The organism is Marivirga sp. (assembly GCF_024636815.1).
In the GTDB taxonomy this organism is placed as follows: Bacteria; Bacteroidota; Bacteroidia; order Cytophagales; family Cyclobacteriaceae; genus Marivirga.
Map to the genome: position 1 here is coordinate 30,779 of NZ_JAGXGF010000058.1, position 24,253 is coordinate 55,031.

At 34.6% G+C, this 24,253-nt stretch carries 18 protein-coding genes; 1 reads left to right on the plus strand and 17 read right to left on the minus strand.

Annotated features, from left to right (window positions below; translation table 11 throughout):
• Positions 1-4 precede the first annotated feature (4 nt).
• Positions 5-439, plus strand: a complete 435-nt coding sequence (locus Q0L29_RS04445; protein ID WP_296619428.1) for a gliding motility lipoprotein GldH — start codon at positions 5-7, stop codon at positions 437-439.
• Between the two features lie 32 nt (positions 440-471).
• Here Q0L29_RS04445 and Q0L29_RS04450 read toward each other — a convergent pair whose 3' ends face one another.
• From Q0L29_RS04450 to dut, 17 genes are all read right to left on the minus strand, one after another.
• Entirely contained in the window at positions 472-1,224 is a 753-nt protein-coding gene (locus Q0L29_RS04450; RefSeq protein WP_296619430.1) for a carboxypeptidase-like regulatory domain-containing protein, read from the minus strand.
• Between the two features lie 89 nt (positions 1,225-1,313).
• Positions 1,314-2,642 (minus strand): DNA recombination protein RmuC, encoded by a 1,329-nt coding sequence (gene rmuC, locus Q0L29_RS04455; protein ID WP_296619431.1) that lies wholly within the window; start codon positions 2,640-2,642, stop codon positions 1,314-1,316.
• Positions 2,643-2,785: 143 nt separating this feature from the next.
• Positions 2,786-3,463: an energy transducer TonB gene (locus Q0L29_RS04460; protein WP_296619432.1), complete on the minus strand. Its 678-nt coding sequence runs from the start codon at positions 3,461-3,463 to the stop codon at positions 2,786-2,788.
• 84 nt (positions 3,464-3,547) lie between these two features.
• Positions 3,548-3,880, minus strand: coding sequence for a VanZ family protein (locus tag Q0L29_RS04465; RefSeq protein ID WP_296619434.1), 333 nt, complete (start codon positions 3,878-3,880; stop codon positions 3,548-3,550).
• Positions 3,881-3,921: 41 nt separating this feature from the next.
• The gene (gcvH, locus tag Q0L29_RS04470) at positions 3,922-4,302 is read right to left on the minus strand and encodes a glycine cleavage system protein GcvH (protein ID WP_296619435.1); all 381 of its coding nucleotides are present in this window, start codon (positions 4,300-4,302) and stop codon (positions 3,922-3,924) included.
• A gap of 74 nt (positions 4,303-4,376) precedes the next feature.
• Positions 4,377-11,417 carry a cell surface protein SprA gene (gene sprA, locus Q0L29_RS04475; protein WP_296619436.1) on the minus strand — a complete coding sequence of 2,347 codons (7,041 nt, stop codon included), beginning with the start codon at positions 11,415-11,417 and terminating at the stop codon, positions 4,377-4,379.
• A 121-nt stretch (positions 11,418-11,538) separates the two neighbouring features.
• Positions 11,539-12,132, minus strand: a complete 594-nt coding sequence (gene ruvA / locus Q0L29_RS04480; RefSeq protein ID WP_296619437.1) for a Holliday junction branch migration protein RuvA — start codon at positions 12,130-12,132, stop codon at positions 11,539-11,541.
• Entirely contained in the window at positions 12,129-14,408 is a 2,280-nt protein-coding gene (locus tag Q0L29_RS04485; RefSeq protein ID WP_296619439.1) for an NADP-dependent malic enzyme, read from the minus strand. Before Q0L29_RS04485 ends, ruvA begins: the two co-directional genes overlap by 4 nt.
• A gap of 136 nt (positions 14,409-14,544) precedes the next feature.
• Positions 14,545-15,651 (minus strand): DUF4837 family protein, encoded by a 1,107-nt coding sequence (locus tag Q0L29_RS04490; RefSeq protein ID WP_296619441.1) that lies wholly within the window; start codon positions 15,649-15,651, stop codon positions 14,545-14,547.
• A gap of 11 nt (positions 15,652-15,662) precedes the next feature.
• On the minus strand, positions 15,663-17,135 hold the full coding sequence (locus tag Q0L29_RS04495) for a lytic transglycosylase domain-containing protein (protein WP_296619442.1): 1,473 nt from the start codon (positions 17,133-17,135) through the stop codon (positions 15,663-15,665).
• Positions 17,136-17,157: 22 nt separating this feature from the next.
• Positions 17,158-18,582, minus strand: a complete 1,425-nt coding sequence (gatA, locus tag Q0L29_RS04500; protein WP_296619444.1) for an Asp-tRNA(Asn)/Glu-tRNA(Gln) amidotransferase subunit GatA — start codon at positions 18,580-18,582, stop codon at positions 17,158-17,160.
• Positions 18,583-18,584: 2 nt separating this feature from the next.
• The gene (locus Q0L29_RS04505; protein WP_013455447.1) at positions 18,585-18,827 is read right to left on the minus strand and encodes a twin-arginine translocase TatA/TatE family subunit; all 243 of its coding nucleotides are present in this window, start codon (positions 18,825-18,827) and stop codon (positions 18,585-18,587) included.
• 138 nt (positions 18,828-18,965) lie between these two features.
• On the minus strand, positions 18,966-20,171 hold the full coding sequence (locus Q0L29_RS04510; RefSeq protein ID WP_296619447.1) for a peptidoglycan DD-metalloendopeptidase family protein: 1,206 nt from the start codon (positions 20,169-20,171) through the stop codon (positions 18,966-18,968).
• Positions 20,161-20,907, minus strand: coding sequence for a DUF4292 domain-containing protein (locus Q0L29_RS04515; protein WP_296619448.1), 747 nt, complete (start codon positions 20,905-20,907; stop codon positions 20,161-20,163). The genes Q0L29_RS04510 and Q0L29_RS04515 overlap by 11 nt, the downstream gene beginning before the upstream one ends.
• Positions 20,891-22,666 (minus strand): tetratricopeptide repeat protein, encoded by a 1,776-nt coding sequence (locus Q0L29_RS04520; protein ID WP_296619449.1) that lies wholly within the window; start codon positions 22,664-22,666, stop codon positions 20,891-20,893. Before Q0L29_RS04520 ends, Q0L29_RS04515 begins: the two co-directional genes overlap by 17 nt.
• Positions 22,659-23,669, minus strand: coding sequence for a sugar phosphate nucleotidyltransferase (locus Q0L29_RS04525; protein ID WP_296619450.1), 1,011 nt, complete (start codon positions 23,667-23,669; stop codon positions 22,659-22,661). The genes Q0L29_RS04520 and Q0L29_RS04525 overlap by 8 nt, the downstream gene beginning before the upstream one ends.
• 366 nt (positions 23,670-24,035) lie before the next feature.
• Positions 24,036-24,253 (minus strand): dUTP diphosphatase (gene dut, locus Q0L29_RS04530; RefSeq protein ID WP_296619451.1); only part of this gene is annotated, 218 nt, incomplete at its 5' end.

A 24,253-nucleotide genomic window follows, 5' to 3' on the forward strand; every position in this document is an offset into this window, starting at 1 on the left:
TTGCATGTTTCTTTTAATTTCCTGCACAGAAGAACGATATTTTGAGGATAACTATGATTTTAATGATAGAATCTGGAACATGGAGGAAACAGCTGAATTTAATTTTGAAATTGATAGCGTAGAGCTTCCCTATCAAATCAAATTGAATATTAGAAATACGATGGATTATCCTTATAGAAATCTATATATCAAATATCAACTTAAAGACTCAAGCTATTTGATGGAAGAAAAGTTATTAAACTTAAAATTATTTGAGGATAAAACTGGAAAACCCTATGGAAACCATCAAAGTGATATCTATTCACATCAATTAATACTTCAAGATTCTGTTTATTTCCCAGAAAAAGGAAAATATAAAATAGCGTTAAAACAGTATATGCGCGAAGAAGAATTAAAAGGAATGGTTTCTGCCGGAATTAGAATTGAGCAATTACGATAAAGTTTTTATAAAAATATTAAAGGATTATTAATTTAGCCTTTTTGAGATTTATAAGTATCAAATTCTTTTAATATTCTAGCAGCAATTTCATATTCACTTGCCCTTTTCACAAAGGCAGGATCAAGGTCCAGATAATGAATAAAATCAGTTAAATCATCTCCTTTTAAGCCTGTCAACTCTTCTACAATTTGAGGATTGTATTTCTTGTTATTAGAAATAGTGTTTCCATGATTGGCTACCGTTTGATAGTATTTTAACTTATTTTTATGAGACTTGCTTAGTTTCTTAACAATGAAAGATATGGGTTTATTGATAGCATAACCTAATGAATTCGTATAATTAGGATCATAATTCTTGGGAACTTTACCCTTTGGCTTGGTAGGCATCAAGCCATCAATCTTAATCGAGTTATCCTCAATTTCCTCCATATCAAGTATTTTCTTCCTGAATTCCGACTCAGTTTCAGGTAAATTACTTACCCGGATTTCATCGAGTTGAATAACAGCAGGATTTAAACTGATTTTTAAGAAGGTCTGATTATTAACAATAAATTGCTTAGTATTAAAGTTTACATTTGAAACTACCAAAGTGTCCCCTTTTTTAGCTACTAAGTGGAATCGGCCTTTTTCATCTGAAATAGCCATTTTATTCGCAGTAGTATTCACAATATGAGTGCCTTCAATTGGTAAGCTATCACCACTTGAAGTGACTTCTCCCTCTACCTTTTGAGCTTGAACACAGAAGGATACTGTAAACAGTAAAATGAGTGTAATAATTATTCTCATCAAAACATTAACGTAAGTAGATCAAAAAATAGTATAATTTAGGAAGAAAGTAATCCTCTATTAAGCAATTTTTTATAAATCTAAAAAACTTATTCAGATGACCTATCTAAAAGTCGTTTATCTATATTTTTAGTAGTCTTTGCTCCTAGCTCTCTCAAAATTTCTGTCCTTCGAATTAAATTACCTTTTCCATCATAAAGCTTTTTCATAGCATCAGAATAGCTATTTTGTGTCGTTTTCAAATTATTACCAACCTTCAATAAGTCATCAGTAAAATTGGTGAATTTATCGTACAATGCTCCCGCTTGGGTAGCAATTTCAATAGCATTTTTATTTTGTAAATCTTGTTTCCAGATATAGGAGATAGTTCTAAGTGTTGCCATTAAAGTGGTCGTGGATACCAAGACGATATTTTTATCCAGAGCCTTTTCATAAAGATTATGGTCTTCTTTCAAGGCAATTGTTAAGGCCGGTTCATTAGCAATAAACATTAAGACATAATCAGGCTGATTGATATCGTAAAGATTTTGATAGTTCTTGTCCCCTAATGTTTTAATATGAGAATACATACTATCTAGATGATTCTTAAGGAATCGAGCTTGCTTTACGTCATCATCTGCATCAAAATAATTACTATAGGCGGTTAAGGATACTTTAGAGTCTAAAACTAGATATTTATCATCTGGCATTTTGATGATATAATCCAGTCTTTGGTTATCACCTTCTTCATTTTTATAATTCTTCTCTTTTTCGTAATGCACGCCTTTTTGTAAACCTACTTTTTCTAAAATGGCTTCCAGTTGCATCTCTCCCCAATTACCTTGAGATTTGGAGTCACCCTTCAAAGCTCTGGTTAAATTTTCAGCCTCTTTAGTGATCTGAAGATTTAATTCTTTGAGAGAGGTAATCTGTTCTTTTAGCGCACTATTCCAGATTAAGTTTTCCTTATTACTTTTCTCAACCTTTTCTTCAAATTTATCGATCTTTTCACGTAATGGATTCAGTAATTCACCAATATTAGTCTTATTCTGATCTGTGAATTTTTTACTCTTTTCTTCAAAAATTTCTTGAGCTAAATTTTTGAACTCATTTTTAAATTGTTGCTGCAGTTCAGCCAATTCGGATTTATGCTCATCCAATTTAATTTTTAGGTTTTTGTAATCTGATTCAACTGTTGATAATTGTCTGTTTAGCTGAACATTTTTTTCTCTCTCTTGAGTATGAGCTTCTTTTTCACTCTTCAGCTCAGCAAACAGATTCTCTTTTTGACTTTTTATAACACTCAGTTCGGTCAATAATTGTTGCTTCTCTTCCTTTACACCTTCTAATTCATCACCATTTTTATTTTGAGATTTTAGAATAAAGTAAGCCAGTACTACTCCAACTACCAAACCAATTATTACTGCTATAATTTCCATTAGATTATTAAGATATTATTTTATAGAACAAAATTAAAGATTCAAAAGGACAGATTGCTTATTATTTAAATAAGATTTTTGAACAGCACATAAAAAAAGCCGGTTCTACCGGCTTTTTACTATGCTAATTATTTTATATTATTTTAGTTCAATACAAATCTAATTGGAATTACCCTCTGAGATCGCACTGCTCTACCTCTTTGTCTACCTGGAGTCCATTTTGGAGAGTTTTTCACAACTTCTACTGCTACTTCATCACAACCTCCACCTATTCCTTTTACAGCTGTTACGTCAGTTAAAGATCCATCTCTCTCAATTACGAACTGGACATAAACAACACCTTCAATACCCATTCTTTGTGCTTGACGTGGATATTTATCAGATAATTGATTCGCTACGTAATCATAGAAAGCTTGTATACCACCGGCTGGTTCAGCCTGTTGCTCTACAATTTGGAAAACCTTATCAACTTCTTCTTCAGCTTCTTCTTCGAACACGATATCTTCAATGGCGTCATCTTCTGTCATATCCATATCTAGATCTAATTCGATTTCCTCCTCAATTTCTTCTTCATCAGGAATCTCTATGATTTCAGGAAGTTTAACTTTTGGTGGTGGGGGGGGTGGCTGCTCCGTAGGCGGAATCTCCATTATATCCTCCATATCATCACTGACCTGACCTAAATCCATAGCCGGTCCTTCATCATAAAATTTGTATTCAAAAGCAAAAAACACCAAGGAAATGGATACAACCAATCCTATATTCAAAAAAAGCGTTGACCTTTTATTGATGTCTGCTTTCGGATTCTTTTTAAGTTCCATAATAAAACATCGTTTAGATAGTAAAACTATTATTTAATGATTTAAATTCAAATTATCCATACAATCTTTTTCGATAAATTAAATTTAAATTTTATAAATCATGTAAAATGCAAACCATCCTGCAAAAACTCCAATAGTATTAGCAAGAATATCTAATGGCTCTAAACCTCTTTCAGGAATAAAGGTTTGCCCTATTTCAATGATCAATCCATATAAAATACTAATGCCTATTGCTAAAGGCACTGCATAATAACGAAAGAATAAAAAGGTATATTGCTTAGAAAAACCCAAGATAAAAAGGAATACCAAAACAGCAAATACAAAAAAATGTGCGATTTTATCGAAACTCAAAAAATCCCAAACATTTGTGATTGGCATGGACTCCCCAGGAGTAAGACCCAATAATAAGATGAGCAAAAACCAGATTATCCCAAACAGATTATACCTGAAAAACATTCTTATTCCCCAATCAATGCTTTGTAATCCTCAGCAGATAATAATTTATCTACAGATGAAGGATCGGAAAGTTTCAATTTGATCATCCATCCTTTTTCGTAAGGATCGTCATTTACTGACTCAGGAGCATCCTCTAAAGATTCATTAAACTCCAAGACCGTTCCTCCTACAGGCATAAATAAATCAGATACAGTTTTTACTGCTTCCACAGTTCCAAAAACTTCACCCTCTTCAATTTCTTCATCTATAGTTTCAACTTCTACATAAACAATATCACCCAGCTCACGCTGTGCAAAATCTGTTATACCTATATAGGCTTCATCACCTTCTACCCTCACCCATTCGTGATCTTTGGTGTATTTTAAATTGTCAGGAATATTCATTCTTCAATTAATTTTAAAGTGGCTATTGATTAATCTTTCCCAAAATTACACTCTTTTTCCGGATGCAAAAATAATTATTGCAATCCAAAGCGAACTTGTACACCAAAGGCTGTATTTGTAGTTGGAAATGAGTTCTGAACCCTAGGTTCGTTGAAATTTCTTTGGAAATAAAAATTTAGATTTAACCTATCATTTACTGTATAATTAACTGTTGGTCTCAGTTGAAAATTTATGGTTCCATCCACCAACACATTTCTTCCATCATCAAGGGTCCTTTGCACTACCTCCGTATCTCTGACTGTAATACTTAATTGCATGGTTAAATCATTATCAAGAGATACCGTTCTGCCTTTTACTTTAAAGGGAAGGGTAAAATTAGGATCAGTAAAACCTATATCGATTACTATATCATTGCTTTTTTGATCTGTTATCTGGGAAGTTTCAGTGCTTAAGGCTACATTTCTCTCCTTTTTATATTCGAATTTTGCAGTTAGCCTTCCCTTACTTCTAAGACTTACTCCAATTAGAGGTGAAAAACGCTCAGAAATTAAAACTTGCCCAATAGTATAAACAGGTAAATAAAATCCACTGTCCGACACAACTGAGGGGAGTGGATAATTTTCGATATTGTTACTTAAGTTCAACTTACCTTCGCCATTGTAAAACGCATTATTAATATAATTATTAATAGTGAGAGTGGATACATAGGCATGGCTTAAACTAACACTTGGAAATACTTCTTTAACCGCTTTAATATTTGAAAGTCCCTTATAATCTACCCTCCAATTAGGCAAAGGAAGTTTAGGAAAAGGATTAGTTGATATTTCATTGGCAGAGGTTCCTGAATAAGCTGCTAAGAAAGAAGGGATTAATATATCCTGATGATTTAACTGATATTCACCTCCATTTGGATTGTTAGCAGATAGTCTTTGCTGAAGTATTTCTCTGTTTTGCCTTACTTCTTCAAATAAAGGAGAACTGTTTTCATCAGTAGAAACAAATGAAGTATTGATCATATTATAACTCATAATATAATTACCACTTCTGGTAGGAGTTAAGTTTACGAAAGCATCAGCTTCATCACTAAATCTAAATAGCTCACTATAATTTTCATTTACTGTTCTATTTACATCCAACTGAATGCTCAAATCTTTTGCCGGCTCGAGCGTTGCTTTTAAATCTAAGGTTTTTACAATAGACTGGGTGTAAAAATTTGATTGAGAGTTGGATTTTGCCAACCAATTATTTTCTGCCGCCCGATATCTGATACTGGGATCCTGACTACCCAAAACAAAAGGAATCCCGGGGGCAGTTAAAGAGGAATCAAGTCCGAAAAGATAAGCTCGGTGTCTGAAACCTGGCAATAATGTACCTCCTCTTTCACTATAACTACCCGTAATATTCTTAACAGACATTAATAGTTTTAAAAGGCCTTTCATAATAGGCGCTCCTGGTTGTGTCCAAGTAGTATCTTCTTGGTTAGCTCTCAGCCTAGGTGGGTTGTTAATACTATTCAAGATCTTCACTTTATTATAAAGCTTATTCATATCTAAACGAGAGTTTACTCCCCACTCGCTACTGTTTTGAATCAGGTGACCTAAAGTATCAATTTGATTTAAAGAACCTGAGGTCCAGTTGAAATCGACCTTATAGCGAACCTCTGCAGACATCCAATCTGTAAATGGTATTTTCCCTAAAGGCAATTGATAACCCGTCACTATGCTCTGGTCAAAGTTTTTCATCCTCCCTAAATTCTGGAGGTTTGTCAATATACTATCTCGCTTAGCTTCTGTATTTATTTCTCCAGCCTCTTCATCTATAATAGAAAATGCTCTGGCTGAATAATTTACATTTAGGTTTTCTGTAAGGTTCCAATCTAAATTATAATTTCGGTTGAGCGTGAATGACTTTTGAAACTGAGGCTCTATCCCTTCTATTCCCAATTGGTCATTTCGTAATTGTGTTTTTATATAACTCCTATCTAAATCAGCACGCACGCCAAAAGTTGTTGGTAAAGGATTAATATTAATATCCTGGATTAGTTGTAAGTAAGGCGAATTTAAGAACCCAACATCTTTTAGTGGGGCAATACTTGCATTTGGAAATCCATAATTATAACCTATCGCACCCTTATAATTCCGAGTTTCAAATTGTGCAGTTTGAAGATTACTTCTGTTAATATCACTATAAGCATAGGTAAAATCAAAATTAGAAATAGCAATAGGTAACACAAGTTTATCGGTTTGTTTCCTTTCCTTTCTAACATTTGTGAAATTTATACTTCTTCTCACTTCTTGGTCTACTACTATATTCCGATAATCTTCGGCTTCTTCGGCAGTTTCAAAGCTCTCTAATGCGGCTGTTAGTGGTATATCCGGATCTCTAGGATCAAAAAATGGAGTAGCAGTAAAAGTTTGATACCCTAAATAAGCAGGTATTTTAATTCCTGATTCATCACCAAAAAATTTACCTAGACTAAAATTTGCAGAAATGTCGTAAGCTTGCGTAGTTTCTCTTGATCTTTGTGCAATATTTTGTTCAATTCCCCCAAAGCCAACAGTAGAATAATTAGTACCCATTGTGACATTAGCAAAATCAGCAAGTTTAGCATTTAGAGTAGCATTTGCTGCCCATCCATTCGTTTGATCAAAATCCGTTACCCTCATTTCATTAGCCCATACACAAACATCCTTTGGTAAAGTACTTCCTCCATCAGGGTTTCGAATACCAATCATCATGGTTTGCACGGAACTCATATCAGGCCTACCTCTAACAGTAAGGGTGTATTTACCAAATTGCTCAGAGTAGGGTAATAAAATATTTTGATTACCTAAAACCCTATTTCTCCTAGATTTTAGCTCATAAAGTTTATTGATATCTAAATCGATTTCATTTTCTAATGGCCATATATCTCTTGCAGAAGTGGTTTGATAAGGAGTGATTTTTAGAGGGATCTCAATTTCATAATAGTTATCATCAAAATCAGTTCCTAACCTAACAAAAGCTGTCACATCATCATCATTTATATTTGCCCCCTGAGCATGTAAGAACAACTTTAATGTGTTATAATTTACTAAATCGAAGTTCACATTTTTAAATGCTGCTACCGCCTTACCTTCTTCCAAATCATCCACACACAATTGAATAGATTTTTCATTTTGCCTTACAGGATTGGCTACTGCTGCTATGTCTTGATCTCGTGTAATGCCGGGTGGTAAAACATAAGGAACTTTCCCTTGACCACTTTCTGAATTTGCTTCAATACTAACAGCAGAAATCACCAAATTAGAAGGTTTCTGTTCTGGGGTTTCAATTATCCCGGTTTTAGCTAGTGAGCCATTATATTTACGCCACTGAGAACCTACCAACCTAAAATCTGCCATTCTTAGTACGACAGGTTGTTCAAAATCTGTCAGAACAGTCCTTACATACCGAATTGTTTTAAAGCCTTGAATATCCCCTTGAGTTCTACTGGGGTTTCTTACTGGAATTCTAAATAAATACCATTTAACATTTTCGTTCTCACCAGAAGCAGTCACTTCATCCACGATAAATGGGTTGTTCGCTACATTTAAATTACTTTTCGTTAGGGGTACCTCATATTCATAATATTCCTCTAAAGTAGAAACCGTTCTATCATTATTAAGATCTTCAGAATCAGGATACCTACTACCGGACGGATTAAAATTCTCCCCTCCATTACCAGCAGGCGTATTGCCTTCTGTATTGCTGAAATTTTTATAGCGCTCCACTATAGGCGCTTCTCTTTCATCAAATTCATCTCCTAAGAAATAGGTGAAATTATCTGCAGATATATCATTTAAAACTCTATCCTTTGCCTCCTCAGAAATTGAAGGATTTGAATTAATCTCATTCGCAAATTCACTATAGAATTCAGCTTCCAGATCATTCCTCACGCCATCTAATCCCACATCCTGATTTGCTCTTGCAGCAGGATCAGTAGAAAAAACATCCGTTATTGGTGAATTTGATGGCACACGACCTTGTTCAGTAATATCTACTTCCGATGCATTATCGTAATTAGCTGGAAGACCGTTTTCATAAGCCAGTTTATTATCTGGTAATATATCTTCAGAAACACTTCCAAGATTGAAGTAAAGTTTTCCTCCAGTGGTATTATTAGTTGCGTCCGCTGAGCCATCATCTACTATCCCTCTTTCAGTTTCTATAAATGGATCTAACAACCAGAATTCTATGTATTCAATATTATTTTTATCGAAATCAACCTCTGAAGTTATAGCTCGGGTAATTCCACCCCAATTTTGCTTAGGATTTTTCAAAAGACCATCAGAGGTCAAATCACTATTAAAATTGTACATCCCTCTTTCATCAGGAAAATAAGCCATATCAAAAGTTTGTTGAAGATTTATCCCGATATTCCTGTCTCTATTTTTATAAATCTCCTGAATAGATACGCTTCTAGCATAATGATTTTCCTTAGCTGATTCGGAAATCTCAGGTAGGTTTTGACCTGTAGTATTATAAATAGTATTATCAATATTATACCATGCTAATTTCGCACGCTTTTTATTTTCACCGTATTTGCCCTGCCCCATATATCGGTTGTCTTGTGTCTTAGGTGTGGCTGCTAAATTCCAACTAACAAAATCACTTCCTAAATTATTAACCGTTACTGACTGTTCGAAATCATCTAAATATGCCGTACCTTCCCCATCTACCTGACTGCTTGTACCAGGAATTAATTGAGCAAATTCACCTCTAAAAGTTAAGGAAGAGGGAGCCTTAGTATCTAAAAAAGGAAGGAAATCTACCATTTTAGTTAAAAAAGGAACTTCATCACTATAATTTAAATCTAAACCCCATTTAGTATTACTTGAGGGTTCAGAACCTATTGTATATCTGGAAACTCCCAAAGGACGTTGGGTATGTCTTAAAACTGTAGCTCCTACATTGAATTTATCACTGACCACATAGTCAAACCTGGTTCCAATCAATGTTTTAGATTGGAAATTGAACATATCCTCAGTTTCAAAGTCAATATCTAAATCTCTACCAGAACTCAGAATTCCCTCATTTAAAATAATGACTCTTCCTAAATTATAATCTACCCTAAAATCAATACCTTCTTGAAGCGGGGTTCCACCTGCACTCACCCTAACTGAATTTTCAGCAATATTTAAGCCTGGCAAGGCAATTTCAGTAGATGAACCACTTTCATATTGTCCTTTGATGAAGAATTTATCTTTAGAAGTAAGCTGTTGGGCATCATTCTTAGTTGACTCATATAAAGTATTAAAGACATATTTGCTTTTAAAAGTCTGTTCATCATCTCTAAATTGTTGGGCTAAGCTGCTCCCAAATGGCTCTAAAACAGGAAAAATTATTTTCCCTTCCTGCTGATTGATCGTGACCCCGTTAATGTAATCAAAGTTTCCATCAGGTTGTGGGTCATTATTCTGATTTAAACTATCGAGATTGAATACTCTTAATAATGGAATATCTCTTAAAGAACTTTCATGCAAGCTTGGATTATCCTGTCCAGTTCTATCATCTCTATAGATAACTCTTAACTGAAAACCATCCTGGCTAATTTGATTTCCCTGTAGGTTATAAATATTTTTCATCATTAAATCCCAGGTAGGGACATCTACATTAATCTTGGAGGGCCTCAATAATTTAAGTAAAACGACTTCATCATCTGATCTACTACCATAATTTTCAGCCATCTCTCCAACTTGGTAGCGTTGTCCATTGTAAGTATATTCATAAGCTACAGCAAGCATTTCATCATTTTGCAATTGCCTTCTTAATGAAATAAAACCTAATTCTTTATTGAAATCATATTCTGTAGCATCAAGCTTTCTGGCGACATTAATAATTTCATAATCAACTGTTCTTGATAAAGCCGGGCTTGAAGATTCTAAGGAATTAAGGAAATTATCATAATTCTTGGTGTAGCTATTGATTTCACCCCATAAACTATTGGCATCATTATCTGTTGGATTATTATTTGGAGTACCTGATTGCAAATATTGTGATTGATAAATATCATTAGGGTTAGCCTCTCCTAAATCCATAAAGGCAGCAATAGATCTTAGATTTTGAGTATTTTGAGTACGATTAAGAATATAAACCTCCACCCTTCTGATATCCAAACTAGAATTAACCCTAGGAAGTGCGCTCAACCATCTTTCATAATTATTTCTGAAGAAATGACCTAAAAAGAAATGTCTGTTTTCATCATAATCAGAGGATCTTACTTCAAATTCTTGTCTTTGAGAACCTCCCTCAACCTTTACACTTTCAGCCTTTCCTCTTTGGGTAGACGCAACACTGGTGATAAATAAATGACCAAATTGCATTTGAGTTTTTACTCCAAAGAGATTTTGAGCACCAGACATCAAAGAGTTATTTACTGGCATGCTGACATTACCGATTTCAATTTTCTTTAATATTTCCTCTTCATAACCTGTATATTCTACTTTAAGGTCATTTTGAAAATCAAATGAATTGTTATTTGCGAAATTGGCAGTTACGGCTAACTTTTCACCCACCTTTCCAACAGCGTTCATATTGATCTGCTGATCAAACTCAAAGCTAGAATATCGTTGTTGCTGAACCGGCAAATTTGGATTTTCATTCCTAGTAAACCTTCCTCCGAAATCTAATGTGATAAAACCATTCGGTATTAATTCTACAAAACTACCTCCGAAGAGTCTATCAAATACCGGGCTCACATAAAGAGGCGGAATCAACGAACGTCCACTAACTGCACTTTCCCCATCCAAACCTAGCGAGCGTTCTTTCCAATATTCTTTTAAGATACGCTCATCTTGATAATTTGAAAATTCATCATAAGACATAGAGGAAGTAGGTCTAAAATCAATATCTCCAATGGTTTCATATATAGAATAATTAAATCCTGTATCGATTTCGACCTCAAGATTTAAAGCTGCAGGATCTTCCAATAACAATGGGCTATTCCCTAAATCATTTGAAAATGGATCACCATAGCGGTCTTGGGCCTGGTAGGTTGGTCTCCTGCTGGGTTGGTAATTTTTTACGCTATCGGTCTTTGCACTATCAGTTTTAGCTTTTACAGTGTCCTGAGCCTGTTGGACCTCTTGAAACAAAACAAAAGTATTCTTGTTGAGATTTGCATATAGGTATTTTTGGCCTCCAATAATGAAGGATAAAATAAAAATTACCCGTAAAAGAACTTGAAAGCTTCTACTCTGCAAAATACAATTAAGTTTAGGCTGATTTTAAGGCTTGCTTAATTAATTGCTCTAAAGTAATATTTTCATCACTAGCTTGCAATATCTTATCAATAACCTTTTCAGCAGAATTTTTAGCGAACCCTAAATTTATCAAAGCAGATAACGCTTCATTCCTTAGGCTATTGTTTGAAACAATAGAAGATTGACCAGATTCTGAAATTAAACCTTCCTTTTTGTATCGGTCTTTTAATTCCAGAATTACTCTTTGGGCCGTTTTACCACCTATACCTTTAATAGATTGAATATGTTTTACATTTTCAGCTACTATTGCAGACTTAATCTCATTAGGATTCATGGCAGACAACATTCCAATTGCAATAGAAGGGCCAATACCTGAAATTCCTAAAAGATCTAGAAATACAGTCCTTTCTTCTGGTTGATGAAAACCATAAAGCGTTTGAGAATCTTCTTTAACATGAAAATGAGTTAAAACCTTTGCTTCTTTTTGATTTTTAAAAGCATCAAAAGTGGACATAGGAATATTTACTTTATAACCTACACCCCCAACCTCAATGATCAGGTGAGTAGGTTCTAGTTCAATTAAAATTCCTTTTAAATATGAAATCATAAATTTGATCGGTTCTGATAGTTTTGCGCATCTACAACGGAGATTGCCACCATATTTACTATTTCTCTTATCGAACTACCCAATTGCAATATGTGAACCGGCTTGTTCATACCTAATAAAATTGGGCCTATTGCTTCAGCATTTCCTAATTCCATCAAAAGTTTGTAGGCAATATTTCCGGATGCCAAACTAGGGAAAATAAAGGTATTAGCTCCTTTCTCAGCCAGTTCACTAAAAGGATAAGCTTCCTTTAATAATTCTTCGTTCACTGCAATATTTGCCTGAATATCACCATCAATAATTAACTCTGGCCATCTCTCTTTTGCAATCTTTCTTGCTTTAGCGGTTTTCTCAGGTATTTCACCTTTACTACTTCCAAAATTAGAATATGAAAGCACAGCCATTCGAGGCTCAAAACCAAATACTTTTGCTCCTCTAGCTGTTAAACCAATAATTTCTACAAGTTCATCAACTGTAGGATTTGTATTTACAGTAGTGTCAGAGAAAAAGAATGTACCCTTTTTGGTCAATAGAATATACATACCCGCTACTCTTTTACCTTCTTCAGCTCCAATGATTTCCAAAGCGGGACGAATTGTTTTAGGATAATCTTTAGTAAGTCCTGAAATCATGGCGTCTGCTTCTCCCAACTCCACCATCATACTACCGAAATAATTTCGATCACGCATTAATTTGACCGCCTCATACTCAGTAACGCCTTTTCTTTTTCTTTTATCATAAAGGACTTTTCCGTATTCTTTACGCTTTGTATCGTCAAGGAAGTTATCAATGATAGTTACACCTCCTAAATCTAATTGGTGTGTCTCAATTAGTACCTCAATTTTTTCTCGATTCCCCAATAAAATTGGCTCCGCTATTCCTTCATCAATCACCATTTGAACAGCTTTCAGGATATTTGCATTATCCGCTTCAGAGAAAACAACACGCTTAGGATCTTTCTTAGCTTTCGTTAAGATTCTGTTCATCAATTTTTGATCAACTCCGATTCTTTTTTGGAGTTCTATATCATATTGAGCCCAGTCCCTAATATTGGTTTTCGCCACACCGGATTTCATTGCAGCATTGGCAACAGCTGGAGAAATGGTAGTAATTAAGCGTGGATCAAGGGGTTTTGGAATCAAATACTCTCTACCAAAAACAATTTTCTGATCGTCATAAGCTTTATTAATCAACTCAGGAACAGGTTGCTTTGCCAATTCAGCAATAGCATAAGCAGCGGCTAATTTCATTTCTTCATTGATAGCTGTAGCTCTTACATCCAAAGCTCCTCTGAATATATAAGGAAACCCAATCACATTATTCACTTGATTAGGATGGTCAGATCTTCCTGTGGCCATGATGATATCTTTTCTAGCCGCCATTGCTTCAGCGTATGGAATCTCCGGATCAGGATTTGCCAATGCAAACACAATCGGATTATCAGCCATTACCTTGATATGCTTTTTATTAATAACATTACCGGCAGATAGCCCTAAAAAGACATCAGCTCCCTTCATGGCATCTATTATTTCCTTAATTTTAGTATTACCAGAAGCAAACATTTTCCCTGATTCACTTAAATCATCTCTATCTTTTGTAAGCAAGCCTTTTCTATCAAACATAAAGATGTTTTCAAGCTTTGCTCCTAGCGAATGATAAAGTTTTGTGCAAGAAATTGCTGCAGCACCAGCTCCAAGCACTACAATTTTAATATCTTCAATTTTCTTATCTACCAATTCCAATGCATTGAGTAATGCTGCACTCGAAATAATGGCAGTACCATGCTGGTCATCATGCATTACAGGAATATTCATTTGTTCCTTTAGTGCAGTCTCTACCTCAAAACATTCCGGTGCTTTTATATCTTCCAAATTGATTCCACCAAAAGTAGGTTCAAGGGATTTAATTATTTGGATCAATTTTTTCGGATCTTTCTCTTGTATTTCAATATCAAAAACATCAATTCCAGCAAATTTCTTGAATAAAACGCCCTTTCCTTCCATTACCGGTTTTGATGCATCAGGCCCAATATCACCCAAACCCAAAACAGCTGTTCCATTCGAGATAACACCTACCAAATTTCCTTTAGCAGTATATTTATAAGCATTTTCTTTATCCTTTTCAATTTCTTTACAAGGCTCAGCCACACCGGGTGAATAGGCTAATGCCAAATCTGATTGAGAGCTTAACATTTTGGTAGGCACCACTTCAATCTTCCCTGGAGTGCCTTGCATATGATAATTCAAGGCATCTTGTCTGCGAACTTTCTTTGGCATAATAAATCTATATAGTTGTTATAAATTGGTCAATAAGGAATATACTAAAGTTTCCTAAATTGAAAAAAGTAAATATTAAAGTAAATTTAGAAAAGACTGCAATAAACATACAGCTTTGATCATGTTTTTTAACAGATCAGTCCTTAATATTTTCAGGAATTTTGGCTGTACTCAATATGGCTTTCAGCCTGCGCATAGGTTCACGCTTAGATTCTCCCGGGGCATCTAAATAACCTTCCAGATAATATAAATCACCGGTTTCCTCATTAGCAAAAAGGTAACTAACAAATGCACCACCTCTAGAATTATCAGAATACTTCCATAAGCCTTTTGTTCTTAATGCATATTGATTATTAAGATTGATTGTATCGATTACAAAATCAATTTCATCCTGACTGGTTAAATGTAAATCCGGGAGATCTTTATCAGTGATATATTTTCTTCCTAAAGAGTTTCTTAGTGATTTAATTTTACTAGGATCAAAAACAGACTCATCATTATAAGGCATTTTAACGATCCAAATATTATATTCTTCTTTACTATCTAATTCCCTTAGCCAAATAAAATCATTGCTTTTTGCTGCAATATCAAATCCAAAAGGCACAATTAATTCCAGATTCAATGAATCTTCTATGTAATTCATTATTCCTTTTTGAGCTGTTTTTTTGAAAGATGACACTAGTCTTTGAGCTTCTTTGTCGTTGAAAAATTCTTTAATGCCTGATTTATTACCTTTTATATTTTTAATGAGTTCTTCTTCATTTCGCCCAAACAAGTAAAGTACTTCTTGCCCACGTGCATAAACATCTTGTTGATTGAAAGAAAACAAATCAGGATTTTTCTCAATTTGATTTAAAGAATTTTCCGTAAAATATTTTTTCATGTATTTCCCTTCAGGTTTTTGATTATCTAAAGTGGCCACGAACATCAAGTTTTGTGATGCTTTAAATACGCTATTGAATTTACTTGGGTCAACGGGTTTCAAATCATATAATTTCTCATCTTGAGGAAGAACCTTAACGTTAGATGTGAAAACTTCTCTCAATAAATCTCCTAATTTTCCATCCCACAAGCTTGGAGGGATTACAAGAATCACTTCTCCTGTTTCGCCTCTGGCTTTTTGCAAAGTGGAGCTTGAGTTTTGATCTTCTTGTCCGCCTTTACCTTCATCATCGCATGAAATCATGAAAAAGGATACAATTAAAACGATAACTAGGAAGTATGATTTATTGAATTTTAACATAGTGTTGAATTTTATGAATTTTCTTTAATCTTAAGAACTTGACCGGGTTTTATCCCATTTCCGTCCAAATTATTTAATTTTTTCAACTTCTCAACCGTTAATCCATCAAATTTTCTGGAAATGTCCCATAAAGTATCTCCATTTTGAACTCTGTATTCACCTGATTTCAAAGCTGCATCCTGATTTGGGACCCCTTTTTGGCTTATTGCGGTGAGTTGTTTATTTACATTATCATAAAAATCATCAGCTATCCAAATGTTTAATGGTTGTCCTACTCTAATAACGGTTCCTCTAAGATTATTCCATTGTTGCAAATCGGCAATTCTAACATTATAAGTTTGGGCGATTTTACCTAAAACATCCCCTGACCTCACTTTATAAGTTAGTCTTTGTCTTCCATAAGTACTTCCTACCTCATTTTTAGCCAAGCGTTCAAAGTGTTCTTTTCCTTGACCAGCAAATCGCATAATATCATTTAAATTTTCAGTAACAAAATCTATTTGATTCGTAGGGATACGCAATTTATACATTGGGTGATTATCAGAAATCACACCTCGCTTAAGCTCAGGATTAAGATCATTTAAAGTCTCTAAACAAATACCAGAATGCTCCGCAAATAAGGGTAGGCTTAAGAATCCAGAAATAGGAATGGTTTCATAATCAGGCATATATTCGAACTCCTCAATAAAGAAATTATGCTCCTCTAAATAATTCATGCTATACATAATGGCGATAAATTGCGGAACATAGGATCTGGTTTCCCTATATAGATACGGATAAATCTCCCAGAAATCTTTCTTGTAACCACTTCTTCTAATTGCCTTACGAACATTCCCGGGACCCGTATTATAAGCAGCTAACGCCAGTGGCCAATCATTATAGAAATATTTATAGAGAAAAGACAAATATCGACAAGCTGCATCTGTAGATTTTTCCATATCCATTTTTTCATCCAAATACCAATTCTCAGATAAGCCGTAATCAAGTCTACCAGTTAATGGCATAAACTGCCATAAGCCAACAGCACCTGCAGGAGATTTAGCTTTTGGGTTTAGGCCAGATTCGACTATAGCCAAATATTTTAATTCATCAGGCAAATCATATTTCTCCAAATAACGCTCAATCATCGGGAAATACTTTGTTTGTAACTTGGCTACTTTTTCAGTGTACTCCCTGTTTGTAACTGTAAAATAACTAATGAATGAATTGACTATGGGGTTGTAGGTCAATGGTATTTCATTCTCAATTTGAGTTAATCGCTCTTGTATGATTTCTTGCTCGTATTCAGGAATGTATTCATATTGATGAGAAAATTGAATCAATCTTTTATTTAAAGTATCTTCAGTAATAAAAGTAGAATCGGTTGGTATGCTTACCATTAAGGAACCAATTGCAGTAGGTATTGACAATGAATCAGTTTGCTGGGCATAAATAGACGAAACCGCAAAAGCCCAACACAATCCAATACTCAATAATTTTTTCACCTTTCCCTGCATAATAATTAGATTATGATTGCATCAAATAGTCAGCAAATGCATATAACTCGCTCTCCTTGAATATATCGGCCATAACTTGTAAGCCTATTGGCATATTTTGAGTATCTACGCCATTTGGAATAGAAATAGCCGGAATACCGCTCACATTAGCTTGAACGGTAAAAATGTCCTCCAAGTACATTTCAGCAGGATTATCTCTATTAGCACCCAAAGGAAAAGCAGTAGTTGGTGTGGTCGGCATTATAATAAAATCATAGTGCTCAAAAATGGCTCTGGTTTCATCTCTAATGATTCTTCTAACTTTTTGTGCTTTAGTATAATAAGCATCAAAATAGCTAGCGGAAAGCACAAATGTTCCCAGCATGATTCTGCGTTTTACTTCTTCACCAAATCCTTGGGTTCTGGAAAGTTTGTACATACTTTCCATATTGTGTGCTTCTGGTGATCTGTATCCATAGCGTACGCCATCAAATCGGGACAAATTAGAACTTGCTTCTGCCGTAGTTAATATGTAATAAGTAGGTAATAGATAATCTAAATGCGGGAAAGTAATTTCTTCTACTTGATGTCCTTCACTCTTCAACCACTCTAACTTAGAAAGAGTAGCTTCTTTAATTTCAGCTTGTAGAGCTTCGTTTTCTAAAGTTTCCTTTACATACGCAATCTTCAGTTTTTTATTAAGCTGTAGATTGTCAGCATAAGCTGGTACTTTTTCTCTGGAAACTGTGCTGTCAAATTCATCATGACCTGCAATTACTTCCAAGATGCGTGCATTGTCCTCAATATTGTTTGAAAAAACTCCTATGCAATCGAAAGAAGAAGCAAAAGCTATTAATCCATATCGAGAAACTCTTGAATAGGTAGGTTTTATGCCTACTACTCCACAAAAAGCTGCAGGCTGCCTTACAGAACCACCTGTATCAGTTCCTAATGAAGCCATGCAAAGACCTGCTTGAACGGCAACAGCGGAGGCTCCGGAAGAACCACCAGGCACTCTTGAGTTATCAGCCGCATTTAAGGTTGGCCCGTAAGCAGAGTTTTCAGTAGAAGAGCCCATTGCAAATTCATCGCAATTTTGGGCTCCAATGATAATGGCGTCTTCCTCTATCAATCTTTGAACTGCTGTTCCTGTAAATTGAGATTCAAAACCTTCTAATATTTTAGATGCAGATCGGACTTCATGATTTTTATGAACCAATACATCCTTAATGCCTACCACTAATCCAAATAGTTTTCCTAATGGCTTTCCTTCATCTAACTTCTTTTGAAGTTCATCCGCTTTCGCCAAGGCTTCAGTTTCATAAACATCTAAAAACACATTGAGGTCCTTTTGCTGCTCAACTTGCTTTAAATAATGCTCAACAACTGATTTTAGGAAATACTTTTCTTGCTTCAACTCCTGCTGAAGTTGAAATAGACTGTGATAGGTCTCCAATTTTATTGGTCTTTAGTATTGCTACTTTCAGTACTATCTGTTTTAGAGGTAGTATTTTTAGTACCTCCGTCTTCTATATTGTCTTTAATTTCTGTTGTAGCATCTTTAAATTCTCTAATGCCTTTACCTAAACCTCTTGCAAGGTCTGGAATTCTTTTAGCACCAAAGAATATTAAAATTACCAACATGATCAGAAGAATTTCCCATCCTCCTAATCCTCCTAAAAATGCAAATACTGTGTTCATTGCTTATTAAATTATAAATGTGATCGTAAAGTTAAATAATATTTGACTGCCTAAGCAATCACTCATCAAAAAATTACTTACTTGTTTATCTTATAGGTTAAGAACGGGAGAATAGTTCAGGGGTTGAGAATTAAATGATCACTTCTTAAACAACCATTGCTCTGGATTTAGTTTCTGGTTATTCTTCCATACTTGGAATTGGATTTCGGAGGTACCATCACTATCTGTGTAAACAATGCCTAAGGTCTCTTTAGCAGTTATTGTATCTCCTTTCTTCACCTTTACATCTTTTAGTTTGGCGTAAACCGTGAAATACTCTCCGTGTTGCACCATCACCACATTGTTCATACCTGGAATGAAGGCCACATTTCTTACCTCTCCATCAAAAACAGCTCTTATCTCCTCATTTTCATTAGTCTGGATGTCTATTCCATCATTATTGATTTGAATATTTTTATAGACAGGATGTGGATGGGTACCAGACTTTTGAGAAATAAAACCTGAGTTAACAGGCCAAAATAATTTATTTCTATTGCCAGCAAATGAATCAGACAACTCCTTAGCTTCAGGAGTTAAAGCAAATTTAGTAGAAGAAGCTCCTTTAGAACTTTTCTCAATTTCTTTCTTAATTAAATCAGCTATAATTTTTTCAAGATTCTCAACTGCCTTTTTCCTATTGTCAATCTCATTTTTAACTTGTTTTTCCCTCTTATTCAGCTCTGCAACCAGGCTACTCTGTTGCTGCTTTAATTTATTTAATTCCCTATTTCTAAAAATTTGTTCCTGTAACAAAGTGCTTTTTTCTAACCTTACTTCCTCAACACTTTCTTTTTGACCAATTAATAAATTTTTAATCATCTCAATTTGAGTTGCCTGTTGTCTCCGCATTTTCCCGTAATACTCCATGTATTTTAGGCGCATAAACATTTCATAAAAAGATTCGGAAGCAAAAATATAGGCTAGTTTACTTAAGGACTGATTGCTTTTTTGGGTAGCATAAAGCATGCTGGCGTATTCTGCTTTCATTTTGTCCAGATCGCTTTCCATAGAGTTAATGATGCTGCCAATTTCATTTAGTCTTTGGTTTAACAAGTTAAGCTCATTGGAAATAGAATTCGTTAAGGATTGTTGAGCTTCAATTTTATAGTTCAGGGCATTCAATTGACCAATAGTAGCCCTCTTTTTGGATGTGGTTTGATTTAATATTTTTTCTGCCTGACTGATTTTCTCGAGATTTTCTTTTTTTTCTTTCTCGAGTTCTTCCCTTGATTTTTGGGCATTAGCTAAATGACCAAATGTAAATAGGAATACAAATAAACCAATATGGAAAAAATTAATTTTCATATCTACCGGGCACGCTAAAAGGAAAAGACATTGGAGTATTGCCTACCTCTACTTTAGAATGATTGATTTCCACTTGGGTAGATTCATCTCCATTATTTCCTTGTGATATAATCTCCACAAAAGTACTAAACGGAAATGCTTGTTCTGCTACAACATTAAATTCAGAAAAGATAATTTCCATTTTACTTCCATCGGGTATCTCCCGAACCTTAATATTTTCCACTTTTCTATTTTTTACTGAAGCTGAAGTTTCTAATTCAAATCTACCTCTTTTCTGATCAATTTTAAGCTCTCCAGATTTCTTTGAAAAGTTATCATCTCCTTCAAAATCAAAAACCTGATTTCCTAAAATAATAGATTGTATCATTTCAAAATCTACTTCAAAATTAAGAGTGTTACTCAAACTTTCATAATTATATCGATAGACATCCTTATTGACCCTATCCATAAAAACAATAGTATCCTGGCTAATAAATCCTCGTGCTGCTTCAATGCCAAAAATTGGTGAAACCGATACCCAAATAATACTATCTTTTTTCATTCTGATAGTAGCACTTGAACTTAAGCTTTTGTCAGGTGAGCTAAACCTAATTTTAGATTTAGCTTGAAGATACTCAAAATCAAACTTCTCCAATGCGTATTCTTTCTCCACAGAGGATGTAGGTAAAAGCTTTTTACCACAAGAGGAAAAAATCAAAACTGCACAACAAATCAACACACTAAATAGACGCATCATAATATTTTTTTTCAGATATTTTTTTATCAATTAAATCAGAAGCCCCACCCATTAATTTGGCTTTCTTCCATTGTTCCAATGCTTTTTCTTTCTGCCCGGTTTTATAGAGCGCATCAGCATAGTGCTCTATTATGGTTGCAGAAGATTGATTTTGCACCGCTTTCTCTAAATATTTTAAGGCTTCTTGATATTCCTCTTTCTGAAACAAAACCCAAGCGTGAGTGTCCAAAAAAGTAGCATTATCAGGGTTAGCTTCTACCATTCTTGTAGATAATTCTTTTGCTCTTTCCAAATTTTGCTTTTTCAGAGATAAGTAATAAGCATAATTATTAATAGCGAAATAATTGGTAGGATTCGCCTTTATGGCTTCTTCATAAGTTTTGAAGGCTTTTTGATATTGCTTACTGGCATGATAGGCATCAGCTAATTGAGCGGCAAAAGTACTTTTTAGTCTATCATTTCCATAAACTATGGATTTACCCTGTTCCCAGAACATTATGGCATTCTTAAAATTCTTCAAAGAAAAATGGGCAGACCCAGCGTATAAATATAATACCGGTTGATTCGGAAAAAAGGATATTGCTTCATCAGCATAATCAATTACCTTTTGATAATTTTTATTCTCCATCTCTAAAGACAATAAATTCTGCCACAACTGAAGATTATTACCATTAATATCTACTGCTTTTTTATAGAAAAATTTTGCACTGTCTTTCTCCTTTAGTGCAAAATAAAGATCCCCATTAGCAGCAAAAGCATTGGCATCGGTGGAATGGACCTCTAAAATACTTCTTCCTAAATTTTTTAATCTTGATAAATCCTCGTCCTTTGAAAGCTTTTGAATAAGTGCAACAAAGTTATTCAGTTTGTCTTCCAATTGAATTTCTTCAGAACTGAAAGCTTTTTCAAAATAATCCAGTGCAAGTTCAATTTCATTAGTCTGTCTGTATAGTTTGGCTAACTCCATTTCAGCTACCGCTTGATTAGGGTGTTCATCTAAATACTCTTTCAGATATTCAATAGCTTCTTCTTTCTTATCATTAGAAACTAATATTTGTGAAACGGAAACTGCATACTCACCAATTTTAGGATAAGCCTCTACTAAATTTTTGCCTTCAGCAATTGCTTCTTTTAGTTTGTTTTGTTTTAAATAGATTTTCTGCTTTTGCGTACTTACTTCTTCTAATATCCCTAATCGGTTCTCAATTCTGTCATAGGTTTTTAACGCCATATCAGGCTTTCCATTGTAAAGATATAAAGCAGCTAATTCTAGTAAATAATCATCAGGAGCGTCATCCGAAAATTCATATAAATCCTCATATGTAGAAATAGCATTTGACAAATCTCCCTTATCCGTTAATATTTCTGCTTTTAAGACTTGATAATAATAATTGTCTTTTTCCTTTTCTGTTGCTTTTGAGATATAAAATAAGGCTTGATCAGTATCTTCACTGTCTTTGAGAATTTTAGCTATCTTGAAATTAATAGCTGCATTATCAGGCATGATTTGGTGAGCCTTCATAAAGCTGTCCAATGCTTTAGATGGATTTTCAATGGATAAGAAATGCATCCCCTCCACGATCAAAAACTCCACATTAAAACGGTCAACCTTTAAAGGATCGGCATCAGGCAATACATCTTCATGTTGAGGAGTTTCCGGAACTTGAGCTAAAAGCACAAACGGACTCATCAAGAGAGTTATAATAACTAATAAACTTATGCTATACCCTGCCCTAATATTCACTCTTTCCTTATTCAATCACCTTATTAAAATCTCCTATACTCAAATCTTTAGCTGCACCTTGATATAATACAAAATTACCTAACATACTGTTTTTAATTTGTGCTTCAGATATGATGGAATTTGTTTGGATTATGCTGTTGATTATTCTGCTATCTTCAATTTCAGTATCATCTCCGATGGAAACGTGCGGACCTATCACAGAGTTTTTAATTGATACATTTTCACCTAAATAAACTGGTGGTATGATAACAGTATTCTCTATTTTAGCAGATTTACTTATTAATTCTTCACTTTTTATAAACTCTAAATAGCGTTGATTGGTATAAACTGTTGCATCTTTATTCCCGCAATCTAGCCATTCCGTGACCGTTCCAGGGCGCAGTTTCACTCCCTTATCTTTCATGTTTTCTAATGCAACTGTGATCTGGAATTCACCGCCAGCGTCTTTAATATCATTATCTAAAAGATATTGAAGCTCTTTCCTTAAATCCTCTCCTTTTTGGAAATAGTAAATACCAATAATAGCCAAATTAGAAACAGGGGTTTTTGGCTTTTCAATGAAATCCGTAATAACGTTATCATTATTAACTTTTACCACCCCAAAAGCAGATGGATCATCCACTTTTTGAGTCCAAATGATACCCTCCTCAGAAGTATCCAATTTAAAATCTGCTTTGAAAAGGGTATCTGCAAATGCCACAACTGTATTTCCATCCAATAAATCTTTGGCGCACATAATGGCATGAGCAGTTCCTAGAGCTTCTTCCTGATAATGAATGGAGCCTTCTGCACCCACAGATTCAGCAATTTTTATTAAACTTTGCTCTATTTCTTTACCAAATGAAGATTTAATAATAAATCCAATTTTATCGACTTCACTTCCGCAAACTTTTGCGATATCCTCTACCAAGCGTTGTACGATTGGCTTACCCGCAATAGGTACTAATGGTTTTGGTATTGTTAATGTATGTGGTCGCATGCGTTTTCCCATGCCCGCCATTGGAATGATAATGTTCATAACTATTTATATTTTTAAAGCCCCCTAGCCCCCTAGCCCCCAAAGGGGGAATATTCAAAGAAGACCTTTAGTTTTTTAATTTAATTATCTATCACTTTTAAAATTAGTAAAATTAGTAAAATTATTGTTTCAGCTTGTTATTATGTCAAAAACTTAGTTCTGCTGCTTAAAGCCCCTAGCCATGCCCCCTAACCCCCAAAGGGGGAATAGGGAGAGTGGCACGGAATCACATTTGCATTTTAATTTGATATAGTATCGCTTCATTGAATCTTTAACTTATGGAATGAGAAAAAAAGTGATGAAACATGCTGTTTTTGCTGATTTTAATCTGTGAGCGTTCCCCGCCAGCTGGCGGGTTAGGGGGCTTTAGCCCGTACTTCCAAAACCGCCTGCACTTCTTTCAGAATCTTCCAGACTATCTACTAATTCCCAATTAATTTGCTCATGCTTAGAAACTACCATTTGGGCTATTCTTTCTCCAGATTCAATAAAAAAAGCTTCATCTGATAAATTAACTAATAAAACCTTAATCTCTCCTCTGTAATCTGCATCAATCGTGCCAGGGCTATTCAAAACCGTAATTC

Bases quoted from the DNA above. Each gene is read 5' to 3' on its own strand.
- ruvA (WP_296619437.1), bottom strand. From the start codon at position 12,132: ATGATTTCATATTTAAAAGGAATTTTAATTGAACTAGAACCTACTCAC.
- Q0L29_RS04515 (WP_296619448.1), bottom strand. From the start codon at position 20,907: ATGATGCGTCTATTTAGTGTGTTGATTTGTTGTGCAGTTTTGATTTTT.
- Q0L29_RS04460 (WP_296619432.1), bottom strand. From the start codon at position 3,463: ATGGAACTTAAAAAGAATCCGAAAGCAGACATCAATAAAAGGTCAACG.
- rmuC (WP_296619431.1), bottom strand. From the start codon at position 2,642: ATGGAAATTATAGCAGTAATAATTGGTTTGGTAGTTGGAGTAGTACTG.
- Q0L29_RS04485 (WP_296619439.1), bottom strand. From the start codon at position 14,408: ATGCCAAAGAAAGTTCGCAGACAAGATGCCTTGAATTATCATATGCAA.
- Q0L29_RS04445 (WP_296619428.1), top strand. From the start codon at position 5: ATGTTTCTTTTAATTTCCTGCACAGAAGAACGATATTTTGAGGATAAC.
- gcvH (WP_296619435.1), bottom strand. From the start codon at position 4,302: ATGAATATTCCTGACAATTTAAAATACACCAAAGATCACGAATGGGTG.
- Q0L29_RS04525 (WP_296619450.1), bottom strand. From the start codon at position 23,669: ATGAACATTATCATTCCAATGGCGGGCATGGGAAAACGCATGCGACCA.
- Q0L29_RS04490 (WP_296619441.1), bottom strand. From the start codon at position 15,651: ATGTTAAAATTCAATAAATCATACTTCCTAGTTATCGTTTTAATTGTA.
- Q0L29_RS04450 (WP_296619430.1), bottom strand. From the start codon at position 1,224: ATGAGAATAATTATTACACTCATTTTACTGTTTACAGTATCCTTCTGT.
- Q0L29_RS04510 (WP_296619447.1), bottom strand. From the start codon at position 20,171: ATGAAAATTAATTTTTTCCATATTGGTTTATTTGTATTCCTATTTACA.
- Q0L29_RS04505 (WP_013455447.1), bottom strand. From the start codon at position 18,827: ATGAACACAGTATTTGCATTTTTAGGAGGATTAGGAGGATGGGAAATT.